General features: G+C 74.0%; 6 protein-coding genes. 1 reads left to right on the top strand and 5 read right to left on the bottom strand.

The features are described from left to right. Positions 1-184 precede the first annotated feature (184 nt). From BOQ63_RS15330 to BOQ63_RS15310, 5 genes are all read right to left on the bottom strand, one after another. A complete protein-coding gene (locus tag BOQ63_RS15330) occupies positions 185-1,318 on the bottom strand; it encodes a hypothetical protein (RefSeq protein WP_079183620.1) in 1,134 nt (377 codons plus the stop codon). 513 nt (positions 1,319-1,831) lie between these two features. Continuing rightward, positions 1,832-2,746, bottom strand: a complete 915-nt coding sequence (locus BOQ63_RS15325) for an IS3 family transposase (RefSeq protein WP_150475918.1) — start codon at positions 2,744-2,746, stop codon at positions 1,832-1,834. Then, positions 2,743-3,060, bottom strand: coding sequence for a transposase (locus BOQ63_RS15320; protein WP_030558334.1), 318 nt, complete (start codon positions 3,058-3,060; stop codon positions 2,743-2,745). The genes BOQ63_RS15325 and BOQ63_RS15320 overlap by 4 nt, the downstream gene beginning before the upstream one ends. A gap of 279 nt (positions 3,061-3,339) precedes the next feature. Further along, positions 3,340-3,561, bottom strand: coding sequence for a hypothetical protein (locus tag BOQ63_RS15315; RefSeq protein ID WP_143174733.1), 222 nt, complete (start codon positions 3,559-3,561; stop codon positions 3,340-3,342). A gap of 84 nt (positions 3,562-3,645) precedes the next feature. Next, positions 3,646-4,248 carry a flavin reductase family protein gene (locus tag BOQ63_RS15310; RefSeq protein ID WP_072654472.1) on the bottom strand — a complete coding sequence of 201 codons (603 nt, stop codon included), beginning with the start codon at positions 4,246-4,248 and terminating at the stop codon, positions 3,646-3,648. A gap of 204 nt (positions 4,249-4,452) precedes the next feature. On the opposite strand from BOQ63_RS15310, the gene BOQ63_RS15305 reads away from it, so the two are divergent. Next, entirely contained in the window at positions 4,453-24,942 is a 20,490-nt protein-coding gene (locus BOQ63_RS15305; protein ID WP_191093566.1) for a non-ribosomal peptide synthase/polyketide synthase, read from the top strand.

Genomic DNA, 24,942 nt, shown 5'->3' with positions numbered 1-24,942 from the left:
GCACGGCGTCACCGATCGGCGGGGCGGATGGACGGCCGTGGCGATGTGTGGCGGCCAGGGCGAGGTGTGCGGGCTTGCCGGCGATGGAGCAACGGTGTGCGGATGCCGACCGGCCCTCGTTCGGACGGGACAGAGAGGGATCCGCACGCGGGTGGGCGTGGCGGGTCGACGGTCGGGCAGATGATCAGACGAGCCTGTCGTGGTGGGTGGCTGCGGCTTCGCGGACGAGCTGGGCGAAGTGGCCGTGGCTGCGGTCCTGGTGCGCTTCGACGTGTTCGTCGTCCCAGCCCTCGTCCTCGTCGTTGTCGGGTTCGTCGTATTCCTCGTGGAGGAGCCAGCAGCCGTGGATGCCGGCGAGGAGGTCTTCGAGGAGGTCGGGGGCGGGGCGTTTGGGGTCGAGCGGGGTCAGGCGCAGGCCGGTGTCCTTGGTGTCGGTGTCCGGGCCGGTGTGTTGGGCGAGGTTGTCGTCGATGTCGTCGAGTTGTTCGCGTAGGCCGGCGGGGTCGGGAAGGAGGCCGTCGGCGATGTGGAGGGCGTGGCGTACGAGGCCGGTGACCGCGTCGTACGGGGAGGCGCCGGCTTCGAGGAACTGGAGGACGAGGGTGGGGGTTTCGTGGGGGAGGGCTTCGATGTTGTCGGCTTCGACGAGTACGGAGGTGGGGGAGTGGCCGGTGGCGGCGGCGGTGACCGCGGCTGCGGCCGCGAGCCAGTGGGCTGCGGCGACGGCTGCGGCGGTGGGGTCCATCTCGGTGAACAGCGCTGCGGGGCCGAAGGGGTCCTGTTCGAGGAGGCGGTCGGCGGCGGCGACCTGGACGGGGGAGGCGCCTTCCCGGCTGAGGAGGACGGCCTGACCGGCGCGGCCGGTGAGATCGCCGAGTTCGGCGTTCTCCACTGCGGTGAGTTCGGTGCCGACTTCGGCGAGGACGGCGGCGGTGAGGTCCGCGTTGTCGAGGGCGTGCAGAGCACAGCCGGCGCGGTGGGCGGACTCGACCAAAAGACTGTAGCCGACGTCGAGCATGCCGTCCTGGGGGAGGTTGGGCCGGGTGATGGCGCCGGGGACCTCGTCGAAGGACTTGCGTTCCTCCGCGCGGCGCCAGCCCTCGGAGTTGGGCTCCATGGACGCAGCGGCGCTGGCCGGATGGGTGTAGGTGCGCCACGCGGCCTCGGACAGGTGGGTGAGCGCGCCGGCCAGACGCATGAGCGTGGCGGTGTTCGTGCCGGTCGGGACGGCGGCGAGACGAGTGGCGAGATCACCCTCGCCCGTGCCCCAGGCCGCGATCAGCTCGTGCTGTTCGGGGTCGACGCTGTAGCGGGTCATGAAGCCGTACCTCCGGTGATCTGCTCGGCAACGCCGCTGAGCATCGAGCCATTCTGGCGCATCGCCAGATATTCCGGTTCGTGCAGCCGACAGGCGCCGACGGCTGTGAGAGAGCGAGGCCCTCTGGGGGCAGAGGCGCTTGAGCCGGGTTGCGGGCTCCTCGACGGGTTGGGATGAGACCAGCGGTGTGGGACATCGCGGAGACCGGCGTGCTCGAGAGATCACCGGATGGGAGGTCCCTTACCGGCGCAATGGGCAGGCTCGGCCTTCTTTGCCGGGACTCGTCGGCTACCCGCGGCGGCATTCTTGGCCGGCTCCAGGAGGGTTTCCGGACGGTGTGTGGCTGCGGCTGCGCACGGGCCGAGTGACTGTGGGGCTGGGTGTCCTCCGCTTGGTGGGACGCGCCGCTGGGGTGGGCGGTGGCTCGAAGGGGCGAGCCATAGCTGGGGTCGGGTGCCATGCAGAGCCATTGCGGTGTGCACCTGTCAATCCCCAGTAATCGTGGAGTCCTCGCTAAGCGGCCTGGGCCTCCTGATGAGCCTCGGCTCGTGCCTTGCTGATGATCCGTTCGAACTCCACGGGCGGCAGTCCGCCGGCCGCGCTGTGTCGGCGACGGGTGTTGTAGAAGTCGGCGATCCAGGTCGCGATCTTCAAGCGGGCCTCTGCGCGGGTGGCGAAGCGCTGCCGGTGGATGTATTCGACCTTGATCGTGGAGTGGAAGCTCTCGGCGGCGGCGTTGTCCAGCGCCGACCCCACCCGGCCCATCGACTGGACCACGCCGAGACGGTCACACAGCTCGTTGTAGGCCTGGCTGCTGTACTCGCTGCCGCGATCCGAGTGGAAGATCACGCCGTCCACCCGACCACTACGGGTGGCCGCTGCCATCGTGAGCGAGGCGCCGACCAGGGCGGCGTCGTGATGGGCACCCATCGCGTAGCCGAGGAGCCGACGCGAGAACAGGTCGATCACCGTGGCCAGGTAGAGCTTGCCCTCGCCGGTGCCGATCTCAGTCATGTCGCCCACCCACAGAACGTTCGGCGCCACCGCGTCGAAGTGTCGATTGACCAAGTCGCGGGCCGCTATGCGTCTGCCCTGGCGAGTCAGTGACCGGCGTCGGCGCGGGGGCTTGCGGCCCTGGAGTCCGAGCTCGGCCATGATCTTGGCGACGGTGTTCTCCGAGACCTGCCAGCCCTCGGCCCATAGGTCCAGGGTGATCCTGGGCGAGCCGTAGGTACTGCCGGACGCGGCGAAGAAGTACCTTATTCGGTCGGTCAGTTCAGCCCGCCGGACCTCGCGGGCCGTCGGCTCAGCCGGGCGCCGGCGCCACTTGTAGAACCAGGACGCGGACACTCCAAGGGCCCGGCAGGCGGTCGTGTGCGGGACGCTGTGCTCGGTCCTCTGGTCGGCGATGAAGCCCGCAACCGTCACTTCGTCGCCTCCTTCACCCACAGGACCACCGATCGCTTGAGGACATCGCGCTCCATCCCGAGCTCAGCGATCTCCTTGCGCTGCCGGGCGTTCTCATCTCGCAGCCGGCGCAGCTCGTCCCGCTCGGACTCGCTCAAGCCTCCCGCCGCCTCCGCGTCCGCCCGGGTCCGGGCGCGGTGGACCCAGTTCTGCAGCGTGCTCTCGTGCACGCCCAGGTCCCGCGCGACCTCCGCGGCCGACTTCCCGGTCTCCGTCACTATCCGCACCGCACCCGCGCGGAACTCCGCGTCGTAAGAGCGCCTCTTCCCTGCCATGACCCTCAACTTCCCCTCTGGTCACGACTCCACGCTACGAGGGGAATGTCAACCTGAGTAACTCGGCGACGACCGGATCGCAGAGCACCTGTGGTCGGCCTACGGTGCTGAGGGAGCCGAGCTGGTTCGCCGGTGCAGCGCCGAACTGTGTCGGCCCGAAGCTCCGGGGCGCAGTCCGAGTGAGCGAGGGCGAGGCCCGGCAACCGGCTTGTTGGCCTGGCCTGGCCTGTACCCGGACTCGGTTTGCTGGAGCCCGTTCGTCACTGCGGCTTCCAACAGTCAGCCGGGTGCCTCAGCCCGGAAGGGCTTCGTGAGCAGCGCTTCGAGGACGGATCCGGACTGCGGATCGCCGGCGATCCCGCGTGTCTGCTCGGCCGCCATTCGGGCCGAGGCGGAGCCGGGTTCGGCGGCGGCCGTGACCGCGAGCAGGAACTCCATCGGCAGCCTGGCGCCATTGGTGCCGTGATAGGTCCCTCCCCGGAGGGGAATCGCCAGGCCCATCTTCTTTATGGGTCGGATATCTGCGTCATGCGATCTCGGCGGGTGGTGGTGAGGAGGGCTGGTCCATCGAGGGGCGGCCCGGGCTCATACGGGGACTGAGGGGGCGGTGTCGGTGTTCGGTGGGGATGCGAGGTGTCGGAACTGGCCGCGGAAGTAGAGGAGCGGATCGCCGCCGCCCCGGGCGACGCCGGTGACCCGGCCGACGACGATGGTGTGGTCCCCGCCGGGGAGCACCTCGTGCACCCGGCAGTCGATCCAGGCGAGCGCGTCGGCGAGGTGGGGGCTGCCGGAGATCGGGGACGGGTGCCACTCCACGCCCGAGAAGCGTTTCTCCTGCTGCTCGCTGCCGAACCGCCGGCCGAGCGCCTCCTGGTCGGAGGCCAGCACATTGGCGCTGAATACGCCGCTGCGGATGATCCGGGGAAGGCTCCGTGAGCCGTTCCCGGCCGCGAAGGTGACCAGTGGCGGAGTGAGTGACAGCGCGGTGAGGGATTGGCAGGTGAAGCCGAGAGGCTCGTCGTCCTGGGCGGTGATGACGGCGACTCCGGTGCAGAAGTGGCCGAGTGTGCTGCGGAACTCCCGCTCATCGGGTTCGAAGAACCGAGGGGCCGTCGGTCGCCCGGCGGACGACGGGGTCCGTGGTGGCCGTGAGGCGGTGCGTGTGCCGGGTCCGATCGGACTGTCCATGCCCGCCACCGTCAGCGGGGCTGCTATGCGACGCCTATAAGTGATCGTCGGGCCCGCTATAGGAACGAGATAGCGGCCGAGATGAGCCTCACGCAGTGGACTTCGGCCGGTGGCGGTGGTCCGAGCATCTGCCGTGTACGCAGGGGAGCGGTGGCGCGTGACGGCGCCCCGCAGCCTGTACGCCGTTCTGGGAGCGTGAGTCGGTTGGCACAGTCCGAGGTTCGCAACGACGTCCGTGACGTCCGCATGCCGGTCACCGCCGCGCAACAGGGCGTCTGGGTGGCGCAGCGGATGGAGCCCGAGAGCCCGCTCTACCAGTGCGGCGTCTACTTCGAGACCGAGGGGCTCGATGCCGGGCTGCTGGGCCGGGCCGTGGCCGGGGCGGTGGCGGAGACCGAGGCGCTGCGGGCCGGGTTCGGGGACGACGGCGAGGTGTACCAGGTCGTCCGGGCGGAGCTGGATGCCGGGCTGACGGTCGTGGATTTGCGGGCCGAGGTGGAGCCGTCGGAGGCGGCCCGGGCCTGGATGGAGCATGACCTCGCGACCGGGCCGACGCTGGGGTCCGCACCGGATCCGGCCGCGGACCCGCTGTTCCGGCACGCCCTGCTCCTGGTGGAGGACGGCCGGCAGCTGTTCTGGTTCCGCTACCACCACATCCTGCTCGACGGCTTCGGTCAGACCCGCTACCTCAGCCGGCTGGCCGCCCTTTACTCCGCCCTCCACGGTGCCCCCGACGGCGACGAGGCGGCCGTCGTCGGCGCGCCGCGGCGCCGGCACGGCCTCGCCGACCTGCTGGCCGAGGAGCGCGCCTACCGGGAGTCCCCGCGTTGGGAGAACGACCGCCGCTTCCTGCTGGACCAGGTGGACGAGGCGGAGGAGCGTCGCTCCCTGGCCGACCATTCCGCCGGCCCGGCCCCGCGCGCGCTGCGCCGACAGGTGGAGCTGAGCCCGGAGCTGACCGCAGTGCTGACCGCCGTCGGGCACTGGCCCGCCGTGCTGACCGCCGCGACGGCGGTGTACCAGCACCGCCTGTTGTCGGTGTCGGAAGTGGTACTCGGCGTGCCGGTGGCCGCCCGGCAGTCCCCGGCGGCGCTGGCCACCCCGGCGATGCTCGCGAACGACCTGCCGCTGCGGATCGCCGTCCACCCCGACGACTCCTTCGCGGACCTGGTCGGGCAGGTCCGGACCCGGATCGGCGAGGTACTGCGGGTACAGCGCTTCCGGCGCGAGGACCTGCACCGTGACTTCGACCTCACCGGCACCGGCGGGGTCCTCTTCGGGACCCTGGTCAACGCGATGTCCTTCGACCCGACGCTGCGGTTCGGCGAGGTGACCGCCACCGGGCATCAGCTCTCCAACGGTCCGGTCGCCGACTTCGCGCTGTCCTCCTACGGCGACCCGGTCGCGAGCGGCACCGTCCGGCTGGAGTTCGCCGCGAACCCGGCGCTCTACTCTGAGGCCGAACTCGCCGATCACGAGCGGAACTTCCTCTCTCTGCTGGCCGACCTGGGCCGTTCCCCCGAGGTCCAGGTCGGCCGCGCCTGGCTGGTCGACGAGGCGATGCACCGGCGCATGCTCGACCGCAACACCGGCCCGACCGCCGCCGAAGTCCCCTCCCTGGTCGCCGAGTTCGAGCGCCAGGCGGCCGCCACCCCGGACGCCGTCGCGCTTCGCGCCGAGGAGGTGCTGACCTACGCCGAGCTGGACGCCCGCGCCAACCGCCTCGCCAGGCTGCTCGTCGCTCGCGGCATCGGCCCGGACCGGCTGGTCGCCGTCGCCCTGCCCCGCACCACCGAGCTGCTGGTTACCCTGCTCGCCGTGCTCAAGTCCGGCGGCGGCTACCTGCCGATCGACCCGGACCACCCGGCCGACCGGATCGCCATGGTTCTCGCTGAGGCCCGGCCCGACCTGCTGGTCACCACCACCGACGGCCCGACCGCCGACGGAGCGCCCCGGCTGGTGCCCGACCGCGCGGCGCTGACCACCGGCGACGCCCGCCCGCTCGGCCGCGCCGGGATTTCCGGCTCGACCGCGTACGTCATCTACACCTCCGGTTCGACCGGCCGCCCCAAGGGCGTGGTGATCGAGCGTTCGGCGATGGACAACTTCCTGGACGCGATGCGCGCCATCGTGCCGATGCGGCCCTCGGACACCATGCTCGCGGTGACCACGGTCAGCTTCGACATCGCCGCCCTGGAGCTGTTCCTCCCGCTGCTGTCCGGCGCCTGCGTCGTGCTGGCCAGCCGCGAGCAGGTGCTCGACCCGGACGGCCTGCGCGCCCTGGTGGACCGCGAGTGGGTCACCGTGATGCAGGCGACGCCGAGCCTGTGGCAGGCGCTGATGGAGTACCGGCCGCAGGTCTTCGCGAACGTCCGGGCGCTCACCGGCGGCGAGGCGCTGCCCGGTCCGCTGGCCGAACTCCTGTCGGCCAACACCGCCTCGGTGACCAACGTCTACGGTCCGACCGAGACCACCGTCTGGTCCATGGCCGCGGCGGTGGAGGGCGGGCCGGTGATCCTCGGCGAGCCGTTGCTCAACACCCAGGTGTACGTGCTCGACCCGGCCCTCCAGCCGGTGCCGGAGGGGGTCAGCGGCGAGCTGTACATCGCTGGCCGGGGCGTCGCTCGTGGCTACTACGGTCGCCCGCACCTCACCGCCGAGCGCTTCGTCGCCAACCCCTACGGTCCCGGCCGGCTCTACCGGACCGGCGACCTGGTGCGGGTCGGCAAGGACGGCTCGCTGACCTACCTGTCCCGGGTGGACCAGCAGGTGAAGATGCGCGGCTTCCGGATTGAACTCGGGGACATCGAGGCCGCGTTGCTCGCCCACCCCCCGGTCGAGCGGGCCGCCGTCCTGCTGCGCGAGGACCGCCCCGGAGACCGGCGGCTGGTGGCGTACGTGGTGTCCTCCGAGGGCGACTCGCCGCAGCTTCGCGAGCACCTGGCGGGCCGACTGCCCGAGTACATGGTGCCCGGCGTGATCGTCGTCCTGGATGCCATGCCGCTGACCCCGAACGGCAAGCTCGACCGGCGCGCCCTGCCCGAGCCGGTCAGCGTCGCCCTGACGGACGGCCGCGCGCCGCGCACCCCGGAAGAGGCCCGGCTCTGCGAGCTGTTCGCGGAGGCCAGCGGCGTCGCCGAGGTCACCATCGACGACGACTTCTTCGCCCTTGGCGGCAACTCGCTCTCCGCCACCCGGCTGGCCGCCCGCGCCGCCGAGCAGGGACTGACCCTGGCCGTCCGCGACCTTTTCCGGGCCCGGACGGTCGCCCGCCTCGCCCCGCTCTGCGGCGCCCGGACCATCGACGACACGCCCGAGCAGGCCGTCCCGCTCGCCGACCCGCTGCCGGCCGCCGAACTCTCCGAGCTGCTCGCCGAGCCGGACCTCGACCAGGTGCTGCCGCTCACCCCGCTGCAGGAAGGCCTGCTGGTGCACAGCGCCGTTGCCACCGGCGGCCGCGACGTCTACACCGTGCAGCTGCGCCTCGACCTGGCCGGCGAGCTGGACGCCGAGCGGCTGCGGGCCGCCCTGGCCGGTGTGCTCTCCCGCCACCCCGTGCTGCGCGCGGGCATCCGGCACGAGGGGCTGAGCCGGCCGGTCCTGGCCGTGCACCGGGCGCCCGAGGTGCCCTGGCGCGGGTACGACCTGCACGGGCGCGCGGCCGAGGCCGAGCAGGTCTGCGCGACCGAGCGCGCGGAGCCGTTCGACCTGGCGGCCGCCCCGCTGCTGCGGGCCGCCCTGTTGCGCCTGGACGACGGCCACCGGCTGGTGCTGACCTGCCACCACGCGGTGCTGGACGGCTGGTCCGTGCCGGTCGTGGTGCGTGAACTGCTCCAGGCCTACGGCGGCGTGCTCGACGCGCCCGAGCCCCGGCCGTACCGGGACTACCTCGGTTGGCTCGCCCGGCAGGACCGTTCGGCCGCCGCCGACGCCTGGTCGCAGGCCCTGGCCGGCGTCCGCCCGACTCTGGTTGCGGCGGGGTCCGAGCCCGGGTCCGCCGAGCCCGTGGTCGGCGAGACCGTCCGCGAGCTGGACGAGGCCACCACCCGACTGCTCATCGACTCTGCCCGGGACCTCGGCGTCACCGTCAACAGCCTGGTGCAGGCCGCCTGGTCGGTGGCGCTGCGCACCCTCTCCGGCCGCTCCGACGTGCTGTTCGGCATCACCGTCGCCGGGCGTCCCGCCGAACTGGGCGGCGTCGAGGGGATGGCCGGACTGTTCATCAACACCGTCCCACTGCGTGCCGACGTGGCGGCGGGCAGCACCCTGGCCGGGCTGGCCCGCGCCGTCCAGGACGGCCAGGGCGAACTGCTCGGCCACCAGCACCTCGCGCTGGTCGACATCCAGCGGGCGGCCGGGGTGCCGAACCTGTTCGACACGTTGGTCGTCTTCGAGAGCTACCCAGTGGACCGGGACGCAATCGCCGCCGCGGCCGGCACCACCGGACTCACCGTCACCGGCGTCGACCTCGTGGACGCGACGCACTACCCGCTGACCCTCGCGGTGCTGCCCGGCGACCGGCTCACCGCGCGGCTGGCCCACCGCGGCGAGCTGTTCGGCGTCGAGCGCCCCCAGGACGCCGAGCGGCTCCTCGACCTGTTCACCACGGTGCTGACCGCGACCGCGACCGCCCCCGGAACCCTGGTCGGCGCGTTCCTCCCGGACGTTGGGGAGGCCGCCGAGGAGCAGGCCGGCCAGGTCGAGCTGCGCGGCTTCCGCTTCGACCTCGCCGAGGTGGAGGCCGTGTTGGCCGCCGCCCCCGGCGTGGTGCGGGCCGCGGCGGCCGTGCGCCAGGACGTCCAGGGTGACCGTCGACTGGTCGGCTACGTGGTGGCCCGCCGGGGCGTCGAGACGGCCGAACTGCGCGGTCTGTTGGCCCAGTCGCTGCCGGACTACATGGTCCCCGCCGTCGTGGTGCGGGTGGACACCCTGCCGATCGGTCGTACCGGCGAGGTGGACCGCCGGGCGCTACCGGTGCCGGTGATCGCGGGCGGCGGCGGCCGTGCCCCGCGCTCGGCGGCCGAGCGGCGGCTGGCCGAGGTCTTCGCCGAGGTGCTCGGTGTCGACCGGGTCGGCGTGGATGACGACTTCTTCGCCCTCGGCGGCGACAGCGTGCTCGGCTTTCGGCTGCTCGGCCGGGCCCGGGCGGGCGGCCTGGACTTCACCCTCAAGGACATCTTCGAACGGCGGACCGTCGCTGGGCTGGCCGAGGCCAGCACCGGGTACCGGCCGCGGCCGGCGGCCGAGGCCCTCCCGCTGCCGTCCACCGCTGCGACCGCCCGACTGCGGGCCGAGCCCGGCGTCACCGACGTCCTGCCGGTCTCGCCCACCCAGGACGGGCTGTTGTTCCACCACGCCTTCGACGAGGCGGCCCTCGACCCGTACACCATCCAGCTGGTGCTGGAGTTCGCTGGTCCGGTGGACGTCGCCCGGCTGCGTACCGCGCTGGCCGCCGTGCTGGCCCGGCACGAGGTGCTGCGGGCCGGCTTCCGCACCACCGAGGAACAGCGTTCCGTCCAGTGCGTGCACGAGGCCCCCGAGGTGCCGCTGACCGAGGCCGCGCTGACCGGGGAGGCGGAGTTCACCGCCTACCTGGAGCGGGACTGGGCGGCCGGCTTCGACCTGGCGACGCCGCCGCTGCTGCGCGTGGCGGTGGTCCGCCGGGCGAACGGGGCCGACGCGCTGGTGCTGACCATGCACCACATCACGGTGGACGGCTGGTCGCTGCCGATCGTCCTGCGGGACCTCTTCGACGCCTACGCCGGGGTCGAGCCCGCGGCCGAGCCCCGCCCGTACCGGGACTACCTGGGCTGGCTGGCCTGCACCGACCCGCAGGCCTCGTTGACGGCCTGGCGGGCCGCGCTCGCCGAGGTCGCCGAGCCGATGCTGGTGGCCGAGGGCCGCGGCGCCGAGGTCGCCGAGCCGGAGCGGCGAGAGTACCTGCTCGACGGGGCCACGACGACGGCCCTCGCCGCCGCCGCCCGGGCCCGGGGCGTCACCGTCAACACGATGGTCCAGGCCGCCTGGGCGCTGGTGTTGCGCCGACTGACCGGGCGCGACGACGTGCTGTTCGGGGTGACCGTGGCCGGTCGTCCGGCGGACCTCGACGGCTCGGCGGACATGGTGGGCCTGTTCATCAACACCGTGCCGCTCGCGGTGCGGCTGGACCCGCGGGAGTCGCCGGCCGACCTGGTCGCCCGGCTCGGGCGCGAGCAGTCCGTGCTGCTGGACCACCACCACGTCGCGCTGCGCGACATCCAGCGCGAGGTCGGCCTCGGCGAGCTGTTCGACACCCTGCTCACCTTCGAGAACTACCCGCTGGACGAGGAGCGCCTCGGCGCCGCAGCCCGTGCCGGCGGCCTTGACCTGGCCGCCGCGCGGGTGCGGGACGGCAGCCACTTCGCGATCAGCGTGGTCGCCGTGCCCGGCGAGGAGCTGACCCTGCGGGTGCGCCACCAACCCGGACTGGTCTCCGAGGAGTCCGCCCGGCTGGCCGGCGAGCAACTGGTGGACGTGCTGCGGGCACTGGCCGCCGACTCCGAGCCGCCGGTCGGCGCCCTGGTCACCCCGGGCGACGAGGGGCTGCGGGACCGGCTGCTCGACTGGAACCCTCCGCTCGACCACGCCGAGCCGACCGCCTCGCTGCCCGAGCTGTTCGCGGCCCAGGCCGCCCGCACGCCCGACGCCCCCGCGGTCACGGCCGACGGCCGGACGCTGACCTACCGACAGCTGGATCGGCGGGCCGACGCCTTCGCCCGTGAGCTGGCCGATCGCGGCGTCGTCCCCGGCAGCCTGGTCGCGGTGCTGCTGCCGCGCTCGGTGGACCTGACGGTCGCCCTGCTCGGTGTGCTCAAGGCCGGCGGCGCCTATGTACCGGTGGACCCGGCCTACCCGGTCGAGCGGATCGCCCTGATCGTCGGCGACGCCGCCCCGCTGCTGGCCGTGGTGGCCGAGGACGGGCTGGTCCCGGCCACGCTGCCCACCCTGCGGGTCACCGACGCGGAGGCGGAGCCGCTCGACCGCCGCCCCCGTCCGCAGGACCCGGCCTACGTGATCTTCACCTCGGGCTCGACCGGCCGCCCCAAGGGCGTGGTGGTCGAGCACCGGGCGCTCGGCGCCTACCTGCGCCGGGCCCGGGAGGCCTACCCCGATGCGTCGGGCCTCGCCCTCGCGCACACCTCGGTCTCCTTCGACCTGACCGTCACCTGCCTGTGGTCCCCGCTGGTCGCGGGCGGCCGCGTGCACGTCGCCGAGCTGCCCGACGCGGTGGGCGGCCCCCGGCCGACCTTCCTCAAGGGCACGCCCAGCCACCTCGCGCTGCTCGACACCCTGCCGCCGGAGGTCTCGCCCTCGGCCACCCTGGTGCTCGGCGGCGAGCCGCTGCGCGGCGAGGCCCTGCGCGCCTGGCGGGCCGGCAACCCGCGGGCGACCGTGATCAACGCCTACGGCCCCACCGAGGCGACCGTCAACTGCCTGGAGTTCCGGGTGCTTCCCGGGGAGGAGCTGCCTGACGGACCGGTGCCGATCGGCCGGCCCTTCGAATACGCCCGCGCCTATGTGCTGGACAGCGGCCTGCGTCCGGTCGCCCCCGGGGCCCGCGGCGAGCTGTACATCGCCGGGGCCGGGCTGGCCCGCGGCTACCTCGAGCGTCCGGGGCTGAGCGCCGAGCGCTTCCTCGCCGACCCGTACGGCCCGGCCGGAACCCGGATGTACCGCACCGGCGACCTGGTCCGCTTCCGGGGCGACGACACCCTGGAGTACCTGGGCCGGGCCGACGAGCAGATCAAGATCCGCGGCTTCCGGGTGGAGCTCGGCGAGGTCGAGGCCGCGATCGAGGCCTTCGACGGCGTCACCCGCGCGGTCGCCGCCGTCCGGGGGAGCGAGGCCGAACGGCGACTGGTCGGCTACCTGGTGGCCCGCACCGAGGTGGACACCGCCGCCGTCGAGCGGCACCTGCGCGCCGCCCTGCCCGAGTACATGGTCCCGGCGGCGCTGGTGCCGATCGACGAACTGCCGCTCACCCCGAACGGCAAGGTCGACCGGGCGGCGCTGCCCGACCCGACCTTCGCCGCCACCGCGCCCGCCCGCGCCCCGCGCACCCCGGCCGAGGAGCAGGTCCTGGAGCTGTTCCGCACCGTGCTCGGCCGCGAGGACGTCAGCGTGGACGACGACTTCTTCTCGCTGGGCGGCGACAGCATCATGTCGATTCAGCTGGTCGGCCGGGCCCGGGTCGCGGGCCTGCGGCTGTCCGCCCGGCACGTCTTCGAGCACCGGACCGTCGCCCGGCTGGCCGCCGCCCTGGGCGAGACGGCCACCGCGCCCGCCCCGGCCCCGGCCCCGGTCGCCGAGGGCACCGCGGTGCCGTACCTACCGATCATGCGCCGGCTGGCGGACCGGGGCGGACGCACCGAGCGCTACCACCAGTCCGTCGTGCTGCGGACCCCGCCGCTCACCCGGGACGGGCTGACCGGCGCGCTGCAGGCCGTCCTGGACCGGCACGACCTGCTGCGGATGAAGATCACCGGCACCCACGAGCTGTCGACCGTCGACGCGGTGGCCGCCGCCGACTGCCTGCACCGGGTCGACGCCACCGGTCGCTCCGAAAGCGAACTCCCGGAGCTGGTCGAGGAGTTCGGCCAGGCCGCGCGGGACGCGCTGGACCCGGCCGCCGGGCGGGTGCTGCGCGCCGTCTGGTTCGACCGCGGCGCCGAGGGCGGCTGGCTGCTCCTGGTCGTCCACCACCTCGCCGTCGACGGCGTCTCCTGGCGGATCATCGTGCCCGACCTGATCCAGGCGCAGCAGCAGCTCGCCGCCGGGACCCCGGCCCAACTGCCGCCCGTCACCACCTCCTTCGCCCAGTGGGCCACCGAGCTCACCCGGCTGCCGGTGACCGACGCCGACTGGTGGCACGAGGTCCTGGCGCACAACGACCCGCCACTCGCCCCCCGCCCGCTCGACCCCGAGCGGGACCTGCGCGGCGAGGCCGGACGGTTCACCCTGCGGCTGCCCGCCGAGGTGACCGGACCGCTGCTCACCACCGTGCCGGCCGCCTTCCACGCCAACGTCGACGACGTCCTGCTCACCGGGCTCGCGGCCGCCGTCCCGCACTGGCGCGGGGACGCCGAGGGCGTGCTGCTGGACGTCGAGGGCCACGGCCGCGCCGAGCACCTGGTGCCCGGCAGCGACCTGTCCCGTACCGTCGGCTGGTTCACCGCCGCCTACCCCGTGCACCTCGACGCCGGGCCGGTGGCCTGGACGGAGCTCGCCGCCGGCGGGGAGGCGGCCGGGCAGGCGCTGCGCTCGGTCAAGGAGCGGCTGCGCGCCACCCCCGGCGAGGGCATCGGCTATGGCCTGGCCCGCTACGTCTCCCCGGAGACCGCGCCCGGCCTGGCCGCCGCACCCGAGGCCCAGCTCGGCTTCAACTACTTCGGCCGGATCGACGTGGCCGGCCCGCTCGGCGAGGGCTGGGCGCTGGTGCCCGGCCTCAGCGCCGCGGACGCCCCGGAGGCGCCGCTCGCCCACCTCGTCGAGGTCAACGCGGCGACCCACCAGGGCCCCGACGGCCCCGAGCTGGTCGCCACCTGGACCTGGGCCCACGGCCTGGTCGACGACGACGAGGTGCGCCGCCTCGCCGCGCTCTGGTTCGAGGCGCTGCGCGGCATCGCGATCCACGCCGCCCGCCCCGGCACCGGCGGACGCACCCCGTCCGACCTGATGATCGCCCTCACCCAGGAGGAGATCCGGGAGCTGGAGACGGCTGGCGACGTCGCCGAGCTGCTGCCGCTCGCCCCGCTGCAGGAGGGCCTGCTCTTCCACCACTCCTACCGCGACGAGCGCGGCGAGGACCACGACCCGTACGTCTCCCAGCTGCGGGTGGACCTCAGCGGCACGGTGGACCCGGCCCGGCTGCGGGCCGCGGCCACCGAGGTGCTGCGGCGCCACACCGCGCTGCGCTCCGCCTTCCGCCGCACCGGCGCGGGTACCGTCGTCCAGGTGGTCGCCGTCGACCCGGCGCTCGACTGGACCGAGACCGACCTGCGCGGCGCGCCGGAGCGGCTGGCCGAGCTGCTCGACCAGGAACGGCTGCGGGGCTTCGACCTCGCCGCCCCGCCGCTGATCCGCTTCGCCCTGATCACCCGGGACGGCGGCACGACCCTCGCGATCACCGCGCACCACGCGATCCGCGACGGCTGGTCGGTGCCGGTCATCCTGCGCGAGCTGCTCGCCGGGTACGCCGGCGAGCAGCTGCCGCTGGCCAGGTCGTTCACCGAGTACCTGGCCTGGCTGGGCCGCCAGGACCGCACCGCCGCGGAGCGGGCGTGGCGCGACGCGCTGGCGGACCTCGACTCCGGCACCCTGGTCGCCTCCGGCCGCACACCGGTGCACCAGGAGCCGGACGGGCTGGAGTTCCAGGTCGACGGCGTCGACCTGGAGGCCGCGGCGCGTGCGCTCGGGGTCACCGTCAACACCCTCGTCCAGGCGGCCTGGCTGCTGCTGCTCGCCCGCAGCACCGGCCGTACGGACGTCGTCACCGGCGTTACGGTCAGCGGCCGCCCGGCCGAACTCCCGGGCGTCGCCGACCTGGTGGGCCTGTTCATCAACACCGTTCCGCTGCGCCTGGCGCTGCGCGCCGACGAGACGGTCGCCGAGCTGGCGCGCCGGCTGCAGGCGGAGCAGGCCGCGCTGGTCGAGCACCACCACCTCGGGCTGGTGGACATCCAGCGGGCCGCCGGGCACGGCGAACTGTTCGACACCTCGATGGTGTTCGAGAACTACCCGCTCGACCGGGCCGCGCTCGGCCGGACGGCCGCCGGGGCCGGGCTCGCGATCGACGCCGTCGACCACTACTCGGTGACCCACTACGCGCTCGCCCTGGAGGCGGCGCCGGCCCCGGGCGGCGCCCTGCACGCCCGGCTCCACTACCGGGCCGACGTGTTCGACGCCGCGCGGATCGGGCAGCTCGCCGAGCGGTTCGGGCGCCTGCTGCGGACCGTCGCCGACGAGCCGCGGGCCCTCGTCGGCCGGCTCGCCGCGGTCGGCGCCGAGGAGCGCGCCGTGCTGCTCGCCCTGGGCACCGGGCCGCGGGCCGAGGGCGCGGGCGAGGTCTGGCCGGAGCTGTTCACGGCCCAGGTCGAGCGCACGCCGCACGCCCCGGCGCTCGTCGCCGAGGGTGCCGAGCTGGACTTCCGGGAGCTGCACCGCCGTTCGGCCGCGCTGGCCCGGATCCTCGCCGAGGCGGGCGTCGACCGGGAACGGCGGGTCGCCGTCCTGCTGCCGCGCTCGGTGGAGCTGGTGGTCGCCCTGCACGCCGTCGCCCTGGCCGGCGGCGCGTTCGTCCCGGTCGACCCGGAGTACCCGGCCGAGCGGATCGCCTTCGTGCTCGCCGACGCGGCGCCGGACGTGGTGCTCACCCTGGCCGACGTCGAGGTGCCGTCGAACGCCGCCGTGCGCCTGGACCTCGACCGGCTCGACCTGGACGGGGACGGGCCCGCCCCGGCCCGTACCGTCCGGCCGGACCAGGCGGCGTACGTGATCTACACCTCGGGTTCGACCGGCCGGCCCAAGGGCGTCGTGGTCACCCACGCCGGCCTCGGCACCCTCGCCCGGGCGCAGCGCGCGGGCTTCGCGGTGGACGCGGACAGCAGGGTGCTGCAGTTCGCCTCGCCGAGCTTCGACGCGTCGGTCTCCGAAATCGTGGTGACCCTGCTGGCCGGCGCCTGCCTGGTGGTGGTGCCGCGCGAGCGGCTGCTGCCGGGCGAACCGCTGGTGCGGACCGTCGCCGAGTTCGGCGTCACCCACGCCACCCTGTCGCCGAGCGTCCTCGCCGAGCTCGCGCCGGAGCGCCTGGCCGGCCTGCGCAGCCTCGCGGTGGCCGGTGAGCAGTGCCCGCCGCGGATCGCCGAGACCTGGTCGGCGGGGCGGCACATGGTCAACGCGTACGGGCCGACCGAGACGACGGTCTGCGCGACCATGAGCGGTCCGCTCGCCGGACCGGGCGTGCCGCCGATCGGCACTCCGCTGCCCGGCACCCGGGTCCATCTGCTGGACGGGCACCTGCAGCCGGTTCCGGTGGGTGTGGTGGGTGAGCTGTACGTGTCCGGTGGTGGTGTGGCGCGTGGGTATGTGGGTCGGCCTGGTTTGACGGCGGGTCGGTTCGTGGCGGATCCGTTCGGGCCGGTGGGTTCGCGGATGTATCGGACGGGTGACCTGGCGCGTTGGGGTGCGGATGGTGCGCTGGAGTACCTGGGGCGTGCCGATGAGCAGGTGAAGCTGCGTGGTTTCCGGATCGAGCTGGGAGAGGTCGAGGCCGCTGTCGGAGCGGTGCCGGGTGTGGTGTCCTGCGCGGTGGTGGTGCGTGAGGACCGTCCGGGGGACCGGCGGTTGGTGGCGTACGTGGTGGGTGCGGGTCTGGTGCCGGGTGAGGTGCGGGCCCGGGTGGGTGAGGTGCTGCCCGACTACATGGTGCCGTCGGTGGTGATGGTGCTGGACCGGTTGCCGGTGACGGTGAACGGCAAGCTGGACCGGGCGGCGCTTCCGGTGCCGGGGGTGTCGGCGGGTGGTGGTCGTGGTCCGTCGTCGCCGGTGGAGGAGTTGCTGGCGGGGGTGTTCGCCGAGGTGCTGGGTGTGGCCTCGGTGGGGGTGGAGGATTCGTTCTTCGACCTGGGTGGTCACTCGTTGCTGGCGATGCGCCTGGTGTCGCGGGTGCGGGTGGTGCTGGGTGTCGAGGTCGGGGTGCGGGAGTTGTTCGAGCATCCGTCGGTGGCTGAGCTGGCCCGGGTGGTCGTGGGTGGTGCCGGTGGGGTGCGGGCGGCGGTGGTGGCCCGGCCGCGGGCCGAGCGGGTCCCGCTCTCCCACGCCCAGCAGCGCCTCTGGTTCCTGGACCGCTTCGACGGCCCGAACGCGACCTACAACATCCCGATGGCGCTGCGGCTGACCGGCGCGCTGGACCGTGACGCCCTGGCCGCCGCCCTCGCGGACGTGGTGGGCCAGCACGAGAGCCTGCACACCGTGGTGGCCGAGGACGAGGAGGGCGCCCACCAGGTGACGGTCGACCGGGCCGTCCCGTTCGAGACCGTCCAGGTCACCGAGGACACCCTGCCCGGCGCGTTGCGCGCGGCGGCCGGCCGGCCCTTCGATCTCATGGCCGAGCTGCCGGTTCGGGCGTGGTTGTTCGAGGTGGGTGGGCGGGAGCGGGTGTTGTTGGTGGTGGTGCACCACATCGCGGGTGACGGTGCGTCGATGCCGGTGCTGGCCCGTGATCTGGTGACGGCCTATGGTGCCCGGGCGGGTGGTGTGGAGCCGCGGTGGCCGGTGCTGCCGGTCGGATACGCGGACTTCGTGGCCTGGCAGCGTGAGGTGCTGGGCGCGGAGGACGACCGGGATTCGGTGCTGGGCAGCCAGCTGGAGTTCTGGCGCGGCGCGTTGGCGGGTCTGCCGGAGGAGCTGGCGTTGCCGGCGGACCGTCCGCGTCCGGCGGTGGGTCCGCACCGGGCGGGTCGGGTGGCCTTCGAGGTGCCGGCCGACGTCCACGAGCAGGTGGTACGGGTGGCCCGGGAGCTGCGGGCCACGCCGTTCATGGTGGTCCAGGCGGCGCTGGCCGCGCTGCTCTGCCGCCTCGGGGCGGGTACGGACGTGCCGATCGGCTCGCCGATCGCCGGGCGTACCGACGAGGCGCTGGCGGACGTGGTCGGCTTCTTCGTCAACACGCTCGTCCTGCGCACCGACCTGTCCGGTGACCCGTCGTTCGCCGAGCTGGTCGGCCGGGTGCGGGAGACGGACCTGGCTGCCTTCGCCCACCAGGACGTCCCTTTCGAGCGGCTGGTCGAGGCGCTGCGCCCGCAGCGCTCCGCCGCCCGCCACCCGCTCTTCCAGGTGGTGATGGAGTGGGGCGACGACCAGTCGCAGGCGCTCTCGTCCTTCGACGGCATCCCCGGCCTGGCCGTCGACCCGGTGCCGGTCACCACCGATGTGGCCAAGTTCGACCTGGTCTTCCACCTGCGGCCGCGCGGGGCCGGCGAGGCCGCCGCCCCGGCCGGCATCGCGGTTGACCTGGAGTACAGCGCCGACATGTTCGACGACGCCACCGTCCGGACCATGGGCGAGCGCCTGGTGCGGCTGTTGGCCTCCGCCGTCGCCGACCCGGCGCGGACGGTCGCCCGGCTGGAGCTGCTGAGCGCCGAGGAACGGCGGCGGATCCTCTCGGACTGGGCTCACACTCCGGCCGACCCGGTCGCCCCGGTGGCGGCCGAGGACTCGATCGTCCGGCGCTTCGAGGCCGCCGCCGCTGCGACCCCGGAGGCCGTCGCGGTCACCGCCGAGGACGCCGTCCTCACCTACGCGGAGCTCAACGCCCGCGCCGACCGGCTGGCCGGCCTGCTGCGCGAGCGCGGCGCGGCCCCCGAGCGGCTGGTCGGGCTTTCGCTGCCGCGCGGCGCCGACCTCGTGGTGGCGGTGCTCGCGGTGCTCAAGTCCGGTGCCGCGTACCTGCCGCTGGACCCGGAGTACCCGGCCGACCGGGTCGGGTTCATCCTCTCCGACGCCCGCCCGGCCCTGGTCGTCGGCACCCTCGCCACGCTGGCCGCCTTCCCGGCGGACGGCGAGCGGATCGCCCTCGACGACCCGGCCACCGCGGCCGCGCTGGAGCGGCGGCCCGCCGCCGCCCACCTGGCCCCCGCCGCCGACCACGCCGCGTACGTGATCTACACCTCCGGCTCGACCGGCCGGCCCAAGGGCGTCGCGGTCACCCACCGCAACGTGCTGCGGCTGTTCGACCGCACGGCGCACTGGTTCGGCTTCGACGGCACGGACGTCTGGACGCTCTTCCACTCCTACGCCTTCGACTTCTCCGTCTGGGAGCTGTGGGGGCCGCTGCTGCACGGCGGCCGCCTGGTGGTCGTCCCGCAGGCCGTCAGCCGCGAGCCCGCCGCCTTCCTGCGGCTGCTCGCCCGCGAGCGGGTCACCGTGCTGAACCAGACCCCGTCCGCCTTCTACGAGCTCAGCCGGGCCGACGAGGAGGCCGGCGGCGCCGACCTCGCGCTGCGCTACGTGGTCTTCGGCGGCGAGGCGCTCGACCCGGGCCGGCTGCGGTCCTGGTACGAGCGGCACGCCGACGACGAGCCGACGCTCGTCAACATGTACGGCATCACCGAGACCACCGTGCACGTCACCTACCGCCCGCTGACCGCGGCGATGGCCGCCGCGGGCGCCGCCAGCGCGATCGGCGTCGGCATCCCCGATCTCGGCGTGCATCTGCTGGACGGGCACCTGCAGCCGGTTCCGGTGGGTGTGGTGGGTGAGTTGTACGTCTCGGGTGGTGGTGTGGCGCGTGGGTATGTGGGTCGGCCTGGTTTGACGGCGGGTCGGTTCGTGGCGGATCCGTTCGGGCCGGTGGGTTCGCGGATGTATCGGACGGGTGACCTGGCGCGTTGGGGTGCGGATGGTGCGCTGGAGTACCTGGGGCGTGCCGATGAGCAGGTGAAGCTGCGTGGTTTCCGGATCGAGCTGGGAGAGGTCGAGGCCGCTGTCGGGGCGGTGCCGGGTGTGGTGTCCTGCGCGGTGGTGGTGCGTGAGGACCGTCCGGGGGACCGGCGGTTGGTGGCGTACGTGGTGGGTGCGGGTCTGGTGCCGGGTGAGGTGCGGGCCCGGGTGGGTGAGGTGCTGCCCGACTACATGGTGCCGTCGGTGGTGATGGTGCTGGACCGGTTGCCGGTGACGGTGAACGGCAAGCTGGACCGGGCGGCGCTTCCGGTGCCGGGGGTGTCGGCGGGTGGTGGTCGTGGTCCGTCGTCGCCGGTGGAGGAGTTGCTGGCGGGGGTGTTCGCCGAGGTGCTGGGTGTGGCCTCGGTGGGGGTGGAGGATTCGTTCTTCGACCTGGGTGGTCACTCGTTGCTGGCGATGCGCCTGGTGTCGCGGGTGCGGGTGGTGCTGGGTGTCGAGGTCGGGGTGCGGGAGTTGTTCGAGCATCCGTCGGTGGCTGAGCTGGCCCGGGTGGTCGTGGGTGGTGCCGGTGGGGTGCGGGCGGCGGTGGTGGCCCGGCCGCGGGCCGAGCGGGTCCCGCTCTCCCACGCCCAGCAGCGCCTGTGGCTGATGCACCAGCTGACCGGCCCGGACGCCACCTACAACATCCCGGTCGTGCTCCGCCTCGACGGAGACCTCGACGCCGGCCGGCTGCGCGCCGCCTTCGAGGACGTCGTCCTGCGGCACGAGAGCCTGCACACCGTGATCGAGCCCGACGGCGACGGCGGCCCGGCCGCACTGCGGCTGCGCCCGGACGCCCCGGTCGACTTCCGCACGGTCCGGACCGCGGCCGAGGAGCTCGACCGGAGCCTCGACGCCGCGGCCCGCGAGGGCTTCGATCTGACGGTCGAGCTGCCGGTTCGGGCGTGGTTGTTCGAGGTGGGTGGGCGGGAGCGGGTGTTGTTGGTGGTGGTGCACCACATCGCGGGTGACGGTGCGTCGATGCCGGTGCTGGCCCGTGATCTGGTGACGGCCTATGGTGCCCGGGCGGGTGGTGTGGAGCCGCGGTGGCCGGTGCTGCCGGTCGGATACGCGGACTTCGTGGCCTGGCAGCGTGAGGTGCTGGGCGCGGAGGACGACCGGGATTCGGTGCTGGGCAGCCAGCTGGAGTTCTGGCGCGGCGCGTTGGCGGGTCTGCCGGAGGAGCTGGCGTTGCCGGCGGACCGTCCGCGTCCGGCGGTGGGTCCGCACCGGGCGGGTCGGGTGGCCTTCGAGGTGCCGGCCGACGTCCACGAGCAGGTGGTACGGGTGGCCCGGGAGCTGCGGGCCACGCCGTTCATGGTGGTCCAGGCGGCGCTGGCCGCGCTGCTCTGCCGCCTCGGGGCGGGTACGGACGTGCCGATCGGCTCGCCGATCGCCGGGCGTACCGACGAGGCGCTGGCGGACGTGGTCGGCTTCTTCGTCAACACGCTCGTCCTGCGCACCGACCTGTCCGGTGACCCGTCGTTCGCCGAGCTGGTCGGCCGGGTGCGGGAGACGGACCTGGCTGCCTTCGCCCACCAGGACGTCCCTTTCGAGCGGCTGGTCGAGGCGCTGCGCCCGCAGCGCTCCGCCGCCCGCCACCCGCTCTTCCAGGTGGCGCTGAGCGTCGACAGCTCCGGGGGCGAGGCACTGGCCGCCGTCGCCGACCTGCCGGGCCTCACGGTGACGCCCGGCCGGATCGATCCGCAGTTCGCCAAGTTCGACCTCACCTTCGCGCTCACCGAGCGCACCGGCGCCGAGGGCGCCGGCTGGAGCGGGGCCATCGAGTACAGCGCTGACCGCTTCGAGCGGGCGAGCGCCGAACTTCTCGCCCGCCGCCTGGTCACCCTGCTCGGTGCGGCCATCGCCGACCCCGGGCAGACCGTTTCGGCCCTGGAGCTGCTGGTCGACGACGAGCGCGAGCGCCTGCTGGAACGCTGGAACGACACCACCCGCCCGGTGGCCGTCGACTCCCTGCCCACGCTGTTCGCCCGACAGGTCGCCGAGCGGCCGGACGCGCCCGCGATCAGCTTCCGCGGTGCGACGCTCTCCTACGCCCGACTGGACGCTCTGGCCAACCGCCTCGCCCACGACCTGCTGCGGCGCGGTGTCACCCCGGAGTCGCGGATCGGCGTGCTCATGGAGCGGTCCGAGACCCTGGCCGTCACCCTGCTCGGCATCGTCAAGGCCGGCGCGGTCTACGTCCCGCTGAGCCCTACCGCCCCGGACAGCCGGCTGGAGTGGCTGCTCGACCAGGCCGGGGTCTCGTACCTGCTGGCCGACCGGTCCCTGCGGGCCCGCGCGGACGGCCTGGACATCCGGGCCACGGTGCTCGATGCCGAGGACGTCGGCCGCGACAAGGAGCTGCCGGACACCGCTCCGGCCGTCCGGGTCAGCGCGCAGCAGCTCGGCTACATCATGTTCACCTCCGGCTCCAGCGGGCAGCCCAAGGGCGTCGCGATCAGCCAGGGCGACATCGCGGTGCTTGCCGCCGACCGGCACTGGGACGGCGTCACCGACCGGGTGCCGCTGCACTCCCCGCACGCGTGGGACGCCTCCATCCTGGAGTTCTGGATCCCGCTGCTGCGTGGCGGCTGCGTGGTCGTCGCTCCGCCCGGTGACCTCGACGTCGAGGGGCTGCGCACGCTGATCGAGGACAACGGGGTGACCTCGCTGTTCCTGACGGCCGGCCTGTTCCGCGTGATGGCCCAGGAACTGCCGCAGTGCTTCGCCTCCGTACGGCAGATCTCCACCGGTGGCGACGTGGTCTCCGCCGCGGCGGTGAGCCGGATCCTGGAGCACGCTCCGCGGACCCGGATCGTCAACGCGTACGGCCCGACGGAGGCGACCGTGGTCGCCCTGGCCCACCGGGTCGACCCGGAGAGTCCCGAGCAGTGGGCGGCCGGTGTCCCGATCGGCCGTTCCACCGACAACATGCGCCACTACGTGCTGGACGACGGACTGCGCCCGGTGCCGCCGGGCATCGTCGGCGAGCTGTACGTGGCCGGCCGGGGCCTGGCCCGCGGCTACTGGGACCGGCCCGGGCTCACCGCCGAGCGGTTCACCGCCGACCCGTACGGCGCCCCGGGCGGCCGGATGTACCGCACCGGCGACCTCGCCCGGTGGCGCGCGGACGGTCAGGTGGAGTTCGTCGGCCGTGCCGACGAGCAGGTCAAGCTGCGCGGATTCCGCATCGAGATGGGCGAGATCGAGGCCGCGATCGGCTCGGCGCCCGGCGTCGCGGGCTGCGCCGTGGTGCTGCGCGAGGACCGGCCGGGGGAGAAGCGGCTGGTTGGCTACACCGTCCCGGGCGAGGGCTACGACCACGCCGGGCTGCGTACCCATCTCGGCCGGGTCCTGCCCGACTACATGGTGCCGGCCGCGATCGTCGAGCTCACCGAGCTGCCGCTGACCGCGATCGGCAAGCTGGACCGTGCCGCGCTGCCCGCCCCCGAGTTCGGGGCCTCCGGCGGCCGGGAGGCGCGCACCGACACCGAGCGGACGCTGGCGCGGCTGGTCGCCGGGGTGGTCGGCCTGCTGGCCGAGGAGGTCGGCACCGACAGCTCCTTCTTCGACCTCGGCGGCGACAGCATCATGGCGATCCAGCTGGTCAGCGCGGCCCGCCGGGCTGATCTGCTGATCACCGCCACCGACGTCTTCACCCACCGCACCGTCGCCGAACTGGCCCGGGTCGCCGATGCCGCCCAGGACGCGGCGGCCGAGGAGCCGGGCGAGGCGTTCGGCGAGGTGGCCGTGCCGCCGATGATGCACTGGCTCGCGGAGCGGCGGGTCCCGGTGGACCGGTTCAACCAGACCACGGTCCTGTGGGCGCCCGCGGCGCTTGACCTGCCGAAGCTGCACGCCGTGGTCGGGGCACTGCTGGAACGGCACGAGAGCCTGCGGCTGCGGGTCGTCGTGGCCGACCCGGGTGACGCCGGCACCTGGAGCGCCGAGGTCCCGGAGCCGGGCGCCGTTCGGCCCGAGGACGTCGTCCAGCGGGTGGACGCCCGCACGGCGGGCGACTCGCTAGCCGAGCTGGTCCGCCGGCACGGAGAGCAGGCCGTCGCCGCGCTGGCACCCGGCGCGGGCCGGATGATCCGCGTCGTCTGGTTCGACCGGGGCGAACTCCCCGGCCCACTGCTGGTCGCGGTCAACCACTTGGCGGTCGACGGAGTCTCCTGGCGCGTGCTCCTGCCCGACCTGTACCGGGCCTGGGCGGACGTCCAGGCCGGCGAGCGGCCTGGACTCGGCCGTGGCGGCACGTCACTGCGCCGCTGGTCGCACCGGGCCGTCGAGCGGGCCCACGACACCGGTGCCCGCGCCGAACTGGAGCACTGGACGACCGTGCTGCGCGACGGGCAGGGCCTGATCGGCAGCCGCCCGCTGGACCCGGCGACCGACCTGCTGGCCTCGGCCGGCCGGCTGACCCGGGAGCTTCCGGCGGAGGTCACCCGTCACCTGCTCACCACCGCACCCGCGGTGGTCGGCTCCGGAGTGGACGACGTGCTGCTCACCGGCCTGGCGCTGGCCGCCGCCCGATGGTCGGCCGGGGCACGCCAGAGGCTGCTGGTCGACGTGGAGAGCCACGGCCGCGACGAGGCCGACGCGACCGTCGACCTGTCCCGCACCACCGGCTGGTTCACCGCGCTCTACCCGGTGCTTCTGGACACCGAGGGCATTGACGTCGAGGACGCGCTCGCCGCCGGTGAGGCGGCCGGTTCCGCGCTCAAGCGGGTCAAGGAACAGCTGCGGTCCGTCCCCGGCAACGGTCTCGGCTACGGCCGGCTGCGCTACCTGCGGCCGGACACCGCCGCCGAGTTCGCCGGGCTCGGCCACGCCGGGATCGGCTTCAACTACCTGGGCCGGTTCGTCCAGAACGACACCGGCGACTGGTCGGTGGCGGCCGAGCTGCCCCGCCCGGCGGGGGAGGACCCGGCCACCCCGCTCGCCCACCCGGTGGAGATCAACGCCCATGTGACCGAGACCGCGAACGGACCCGCGCTCGGCGCCACCTGGACCTGGGCCGCCGACGTGCTCGACGAGGCCGAGGTGGCCGCGCTCGCCGACGGCTGGTTCGCCGCCCTCACCGCGCTCGCCGGATACGCGCAGCGGCCCGACGCCGGCGGGCTCACCCCGCACGACGTGGCCCTCACCGGCATTTCACAGACCGAGATCGAAGAGCTCGAGAACGAGCTGGCACTGGACTGGGAGAACTGA

This window comes from Streptomyces viridifaciens (genome assembly GCF_001888885.2).
GTDB lineage: Bacteria > Actinomycetota > Actinomycetes > Streptomycetales > Streptomycetaceae > Kitasatospora > Kitasatospora aureofaciens.
This window is presented reverse-complemented; position numbering and strand designations above follow the sequence as displayed.